5 protein-coding genes are annotated in these 6,293 nt (G+C 71.9%); 4 read left to right on the top strand and 1 reads right to left on the bottom strand.

Annotated elements, in window-relative coordinates; all coding sequences use genetic code 11:
* The 3 genes from C1I98_RS42030 to C1I98_RS33520 form a co-directional block, all read left to right on the top strand.
* Positions 1 to 1,705 (top strand): hypothetical protein (locus C1I98_RS42030; RefSeq protein ID WP_199537411.1); only part of this gene is annotated, 1,705 nt, incomplete at its 5' end.
* Between the two features lie 156 nt (positions 1,706 to 1,861).
* Positions 1,862 to 3,091, top strand: coding sequence for a hypothetical protein (locus C1I98_RS33525; protein WP_111171357.1), 1,230 nt, complete (start codon positions 1,862 to 1,864; stop codon positions 3,089 to 3,091).
* A 56-nt stretch (positions 3,092 to 3,147) separates the two neighbouring features.
* Complete coding sequence (locus C1I98_RS33520; protein WP_146607798.1) at positions 3,148 to 3,543, top strand: hypothetical protein; 396 nt, start codon at positions 3,148 to 3,150, stop codon at positions 3,541 to 3,543.
* A gap of 234 nt (positions 3,544 to 3,777) precedes the next feature.
* Here the strand turns inward: C1I98_RS33520 and C1I98_RS33510 are convergent, their stop codons facing one another.
* Positions 3,778 to 3,981 (bottom strand): hypothetical protein, encoded by a 204-nt coding sequence (locus C1I98_RS33510; RefSeq protein WP_111171354.1) that lies wholly within the window; start codon positions 3,979 to 3,981, stop codon positions 3,778 to 3,780.
* Between the two features lie 82 nt (positions 3,982 to 4,063).
* On the opposite strand from C1I98_RS33510, the gene recD2 reads away from it, so the two are divergent.
* On the top strand, positions 4,064 to 6,293 hold a 2,230-nt coding region (gene recD2, locus C1I98_RS33505; protein WP_111171359.1), incomplete at its 3' end, for an SF1B family DNA helicase RecD2.

Below are 6,293 nucleotides of genomic sequence, written 5' to 3'. Positions count from 1 at the left end.
CCGGCCGCCCGTGGCCCCGCCTCGCCACCCGCTGCGCGACATCATCGACGACGTCGCCCGGCGGCTCACCGGCGGGGCCGACGCCCTCGGCTTCCCCGGCCTGCGGGTGATCCGCGACGACATCCTCACCGACACCCGTTTCACTCTTGCCGTGGAGACCAGGCGGCCAGTGGGCGACCTCGACAGGGCCCGCGCCCAGATCGCGGCCAGGCTCGGCCTGCCGGTCGGCATGCTGCGCCAGGCGGTCGAGGTGCCCGCCAACGCCGGGCAGGCGCTCTTGCACTTCCAGGTGGGTCGCCCCCACGACGGCAAGCCGGTCCTGTGGAGCTCCGATCTGCTGCCCGCCTCCATCTTGGATCCGGTGCCCATCGGCGTCGGGGAGGACGGCACCCCGCGCGGCATGGTGCTGGCCAGCGCCGAAGGCGGGGTGCGGCACGGCGCGGTGTCCGGCAAGACGGGATTCGGCAAGACCGTGCACCAGATCGTCGTCGGCTCCGGCGTAGCCGGAGCAGGCATCACCTCCGGAAACGCCGTGCTGCTGGTGGCCGACCTCAAAGGGACGCTGGATTTCGCGCCGCTCGCCCCGGTGTGCGCCGCCTACACCACCAACGCCGCCGACACCACGGCCATGCTCGTCGCGCTCGCCGGGCTGTGCACCGAACCCGGCTCACGCGGCGCGCTCCAGCGGCGCGGCGACCGGGTGCTGGTCGCCCGCGAGGGCAGCCCCGCCCTGATCCTGCTCATCGACGAACTGCGCATGGCATTCAGCCCGCACCTCAACCCGCACTGGCAGGCCGCCGCCTCGGCCGCGCACACCCTAGGCATGCTCGGCCGGGCATTCGGCGTTGCCATGCACCTGGCCGGTCAGGACATGTCCGCCCAAGCCATGCCGCAGACACAGACCGACTCGGCGACGGCGCTGCGCCGCCAGCTCCACCACGCCCGCGTGTTCCACGAGGACAGCAAGGCATCGGGGGAGTTCCTGCTGGACGACTACGCCACGCTGGACGTCAGCTCGTTGCAGGCACCGGGACGGTTCTTCCATCGCGACGGTCAGGCCAGTTCGATCCCCGTGCACGGCTTCGACGCCGAACCGCTCACCGTCCACGAGTGGGCGTTGCGCAACCACGACCGGCTGTGCCTGCCGGACGGCTACACCGCCCGGCTGCTGGGGGAGTGGTGGCCCACCCGGTGGAAGGGCATCCCGCCCAGGCTCGCCGAGTGGCTGCCGACCGGCGCGGCCGAGCCGGTCGGCCCGCAACCGCAGCCCGTAACGATGGGGGCGATAGAGAATCAACGCTCCGCCCATCCGCTCACAGCCGAGCTGGCGGCCCTTGAAGGACAACTATCCGACCTGTTCGGCCACGACTTCACCGCACCATCCGCCCAGCCGGTCACGCCCCTGGACGACCCCGCCCTTGAGTCGCTGGCCGCCGCGCTGGAGACGGCGCGGACCGGGCGCTCGCGCGCCGAGCTGATCGAGGCCACCGGCCGCGGGCGCACCTGGCTGGGGGAGCGGCTGAGCCTCGCCGAAACCCTCAGGGCACTGCGGCGCGAGGGACGCAGCCGCGCCACCCGCTGGCTGGTGCGCCAGGCCGTGGACGCCACAAGGCTGCGCGACACGCTGGCCGAAGCCGACCGGATGGCGCGCGACATCCACGACGACGAGCCCGAGGAAGGAGACAACCGTGCCGACGCAGCGTGACCGCCCCGGCGAAGCACCGGTGCGGTATGCGGCCGATCCGGCCGCACAACGGATGCGCCTGCTAGAGAGCGGTCCGTTCCGGCCGTACGGTCGCATCGCGGCCGGAACGGCCGCACCCGGCGCGGTCGCATCGCGGCCGAAAGCAGGTGACCGCCTGTGATCACCATCGGGGAGTGGGCGGGGAGCCTGCTGAACGCCCTGGCCCGCGACCGGCCCCTCGCCGCCATGGCGGCATTCGCCCTGCTCGCCTTGATGGGCGGGGCCGGATGGGCGGCCTGGCGACTCGCCCGCGGCTTCACCTGGGCCGACCGGTGGACCTTCCTCGGCGCAGTGCTCGCCCAGGGCACCGCCGCCCAGGGCATGCTGGCGTTCTTCCTGGACAAGCTGGCCATGCCACCGGCGGCGGCGCTGCTGCTGTTCGGCTTCGTCGAGGTCGCCATGCTCGCCAGCACCGTGCGCGCCCGCGACAACATTCGCCGCACCGCGCAGGCGTACGCGGCCGGCGTGCGGTTCCAGCCGCCCTCAGCAGGCGCGGACGGGGTGGCCGTGTGGGTGTTCGCCGCGATCTCAGGCGTCTTCGCCGCGACCGACGCGACCACGCTCGCCGGTGCCGCCTTCCGGCTCGTGCCACCGCTCGCGGCGGCATGGCTATGGGAGCGCGGCCTGGTGGCCACGAGCGCTCACATCACCGGCACCCGGCGCTCGCCCCTGCACTGGCGGCTCACGCCCGAGCGACTCGCGGTGCGATTCGGGCTTGCCGACCCGTCCGAGCGCTCGGCATCAGAGGCGAGCGCTCACCACCTGGTGGCGCGCACCGCCGTTGCCGTGCACCGCGCCTGGCGGTTGAACGCTCGCCCCGGACGCCGCTGGGCGCTCACCGCCTGGCGTCGCGAGCGCGCCCTGCTGGCCGTTGACCGAGCATTCCGTGTCCTTGTCGAGCGCTCCGATTTCGCCACCAACCCCGAGCGCCAAGGAGAGTTGAGCGCTCAGCTCGACGTGCTGCTGGGCGCTCGCCGAGCGCTCGACCACACCCCCCGCCCGCCCTGGTTGAGCGCTCAGCAACCGTCCGGCGAGCACACCGAGCAGCCACCTGCCGAACGCCCGCAAGCACGAAACGAGTGGCCAAAGGAGCGCTCACCGGGCGATCGTGAGCGGCGGCCAGAGCGCTCACCAAGCGGCGGAGGACGGCGCTCACAAGGACGCGAGCGAGCACGCCGGTACTGGGACGAGCAGATCGAGGCGGGCCGAGTCCCCGACGCCCCCGAGTTGACCCGCGCCACCGGTGTGGGCGGATCGACGGCCCGCCGGTATTTCACCCAATGGAAGCAAGAACCCGTGGCGGCTCGGCTGATCACCGTCAACGGATCGACCAGGAAGGAACCATGATCATGCGATTTCAGCCACGGCCTCAGGCCGCACGGCAGCGCGCGACTTCCCTCTGGATGCCGCTGCCGCTATGGCGCGAGCCCGGCGGCGAGGGATTCGAAATCGGGCATCTCGCCTTCAGCACGGCCGATCCGCTGGTGGTGGTGATCGGCCGCGCCGACGCGCCTGCCGCAGAGCTGCCCTGGCGGGCGTTCGAGGCAGCGGCGAAGCACACCGTCTCGTGCGGCCGGACGGTCATCCAGCCCGGCGCGGACGGGTTGCTGGTGCGATTCGCCGACGAGACCCTCTGGCGGATGCTGTACCGGGCGCACCACTTCTTCACCAGCCGGGTGGCCAGCCTCCTGCCGGGCGAGCAGGGACAGCAGATCTACGACTGGGACGGCGCGCTCACGATGTTGCTGTCCGGCGAGCACGGCGGGGGGTGCACCGATGGCACGGGACACGGCCGCTGACGGCCTGCGAACGGCACGGGCGATGGCGAGCACGGCTCTGGAGGCGTTCTCGCGCGGGGAAAGCGAACAGGCGGGTGCCGCTGCGGTGGTCGGGCTATTGCACCTTCGGCTGGCCGAGTTCCACCTGAGACTGTTGCGCGATTCCGGGCACGTACCGCTCGCGTCCAAGCAGCGCTCCTCATGGGAGGCAGTGCTTCGCGAAGCCGGACTGTAGGGCAGGCGTTATCGCTTACCTCACGCCGCCTCGTTCTGCCGGGCGGCCAGTCCGGCAGAACGGTGTCGCGCCGCCTGGATGCGCTCGGCCAGCTCCTCGATCGACGAGCCGCCGGGCTCATGGGCAAGGCGGGCGGCTTCCAGGGGGGTCAGGGCATCGCGCCGGGCACGCGCCTCGGCGAGGACGCGCCCCGCTGCGGCGAGGGCCTGCTCTCGGGTGGGCATACCCCCATTTTGCACGTAAATGAACGACTTGAACGCACCTTTGTCCGCCCCGGGCCGGGGCCTGTCCTGCTTTAATGCGGGCATGGCAGAGCAGGCCCCTGGCGGCAGGGGGGATGGTACCCTCGCTACTACTATCGGCGGGGTTTTGGAACGCGTCACCTACGCCAACGAGGAGACCGGCTACACCATCGCCCGCATGGCCACCGAACGCGGCGGCGATGACCTGCTGACCGTCGTCGGCCCGCTGCTCGGCGCCCAGGTGGGGGAGTCGCTGCGGCTGAGGGGCCGCTGGACCTCCCACCCCCGCTACGGCAGGCAGTTCGAGGTCTGGTCCTACCACACCGTGCTGCCGGCGACCATCCAGGGCATCCAGCGCTACCTCGGCTCGGGCCTGATCAAGGGCATCGGCCCCAAAATGGCCGAACGCATCGTCGGCCACTTCGGCACCGCCACCCTGGACGTCATCGAAAAGGACCCCGCCCGCCTGGCCGAGGTCCCCGGCCTCGGCCCCAAACGCACCAAGATGATCGCCGCCGCCTGGGAGGAACAGAAGATCATCAAGGAGGTGATGGTGTTCCTCCAGGGCGTCGGGGTGTCCACCTCTATCGCGGTGCGCATCTTCAAGCAGTACGGCGAACGCTCCATCGACGTGGTCCGCACCGAGCCCTACCGGCTGGCCGACGATGTGTGGGGGATCGGCTTCAAGACCGCCGACACCATCGCCCAGGCCGTCGGCATCCCGCACGACAGCCCCGAACGCGTCAAGGCCGGCCTTCGCTACACCCTGTCCCAGGCCGCCGACGACGGCCACTGCTACCTGCCCGTCCCCAACCTCGTCACCGACGCCGTCAAGATCCTCGGCGTGCCCGCCGACCAGGTCACCGCCCACCTGGGCGACCTGGTCGCCGAAGAAGGCGTCATCCGCGAGGACGTCCCCACCGAACAGGGCAGCGTCCCGGCGGTGTACCTGGTGCCCTTCCACCGCGCCGAACTGTCGCTGGCCGCCTCCCTGACCGGGCTGCTGCGCGGCGGCGGCGACCGCATGCCCGGCTTCGCCCACGTCGACTGGGACCGCGCGCTGGCCTGGCTGCGCGAACGCACCGGCCACGACCTGGCCGCCGAGCAGGCCCAGGCCGTACGGCTGGCCCTGACCGCCAAGGTCGCCGTGCTGACCGGCGGCCCCGGCTGCGGCAAGTCCTTCACCGTGCGCTCCATCGTCACCCTGGCCCGCGCCAAGAAGGCCAAGGTCATCCTCGCCGCCCCCACCGGCCGCGCCGCCAAACGCCTGGCCGAGCTGACCGGGCACGAGGCCACCACCGTCCACCGCCTGCTGCAACTGCGCCCCGGCGGCGATGCCACCTTCGACCGCGACAACCCGCTGGACGCCGACCTGGTCGTGGTCGACGAGGCGTCCATGCTGGACCTGCTGCTGGCCAACAAGCTCCTCAAGGCCGTCCCGCCCGGCGCCCACCTGCTGCTGGTGGGCGATGTGGACCAGCTTCCCTCCGTCGGCGCCGGGGAGGTCCTGCGCGACCTGCTGGCCGCCGAGCAGATCCCCCGGGTACGGCTCACCCAGATCTTCCGCCAGGCCCAGCAGTCCGGCGTCGTCGTCAACGCCCACCGCATCAACACCGGCCTGCCGCCCACCCTGGCCGGCATGAACGACTTCTTCCTGTTCCCCTGCGATGACGCCGAGGGGATCGCAGCCCTGACCGTCGATGTCGTGGCCCGGCGCATCCCCCGCAAGTTCGGCCTGGACGCCCGCCGCGACGTGCAGGTCCTGGCCCCCATGCACCGCGGCGCGGCCGGCGCCGGGCCGCTGAACGCCGCCCTGCAGGAGGCCATCACCCCGGCGCGGGAGGGCCTGCCCGAACGCCGCTACGGCGGGCGCGTCTTCCGCGTCGGCGACAAGGTCACCCAGCTTCGCAACAACTACGAAAAGGGCACCGCCGGGGTGTTCAACGGCACCGTCGGCGTGGTCACCGCCATCCGCCCCGAAGACCAGTCCCTGACCGTGCTGACCGATGAGGACGAGCAGGTCGAGTACGCCTTCGACGAGCTCGACGAACTCGCCCACGCCTATGCGGTGTCCATCCACCGCTCCCAGGGCAGCGAGTACCCCGCGGTGGTGGTGCCGCTGTCCACCTCGGCGTGGATGATGCTGCAGCGCAACCTGCTCTACACGGCCGTGACCAGGGCCAAACGCCTGGTGGTGATCGTCGGCTCGCGCCGCGCGCTGGCCCAGGCTATCCGCACCCGCGGCGCCGGCCGCCGCCACACCGGCCTGACCCACCGCCTTACCCCGCCTGGCT

Origin of the sequence: Spongiactinospora gelatinilytica (genome assembly GCF_003236385.1) — a bacterium.
GTDB lineage: Bacteria > Actinomycetota > Actinomycetes > Streptosporangiales > Streptosporangiaceae > Spongiactinospora > Spongiactinospora gelatinilytica.
The sequence above is the reverse complement of the archived record's forward strand: the minus strand, read 5'-3'. Positions and strand labels throughout refer to the sequence as shown.